1 protein-coding gene is annotated in these 615 nt (G+C 66.5%); it reads right to left on the minus strand.

Annotated features, from left to right (window positions below; genetic code table 11):
* Positions 1-145: 145 nt before the first annotated feature.
* Positions 146-508 carry a 50S ribosomal protein L18 gene (gene rplR, locus EOA38_RS38350; RefSeq protein ID WP_126094105.1) on the minus strand — a complete coding sequence of 121 codons (363 nt, stop codon included), beginning with the start codon at positions 506-508 and terminating at the stop codon, positions 146-148.
* Positions 509-615 lie beyond the last annotated feature (107 nt).

Genomic DNA, 615 nt, shown 5'->3' on the forward strand with positions numbered 1-615 from the left:
GGACTAGGACATGGCACAGGAACGTAGGGAAGGCGGCCGCGGCCGCCTTCCCTACGTTCCTGTGCCATGTCCTAGTCCTTGTTCTTTTCCGGAAGCACGGGTTGCTGAAATGCCGGCGCCATCTTTGGGTCGCAGGCGGTGAAAATCAGAAGCTAAGCCCACCCTCGCGGGCGGCCTCGGCCAGCGCCTTGACGCGGCCATGATAGATGTAGGCGCCACGGTCGAAGACGACTTCCTTGACGCCGGCCTTCGCGGCGCGCTCGGCGATCAGCTTGCCGACAGCAGCAGCGGCAGCGGTGTCGGCGCCGGTCTTGAGCGAACCCTTGAGGTCCTTCTCCAGCGTCGAGGCGGCGGCCAGCGTGCGGCCCTGCGCGTCGTCGATGACCTGGACGTAGATGTTCTTCGAGGTGCGGTGCACCGAGAGACGCGGACGCGCGCCGGCGACCTTCTTGAGCTGGCGGCGCACGCGCTGCGCGCGGCGCTGGGTGATTTCTTTCGGGCTTGCCATGATGTCTGTTCCTTGCCTTCAGAGAACGGGGGCGACCCTGTGCGGTAGGCCAAGCCTCCCGCGGCCGCTCCCCGCGGCGTTACACTTCTCGGGCTTGGCCCTTTCCG

It is taken from the genome of Mesorhizobium sp. M1E.F.Ca.ET.041.01.1.1 (assembly GCF_003997355.1).
GTDB lineage: Bacteria > Pseudomonadota > Alphaproteobacteria > Rhizobiales > Rhizobiaceae > Mesorhizobium.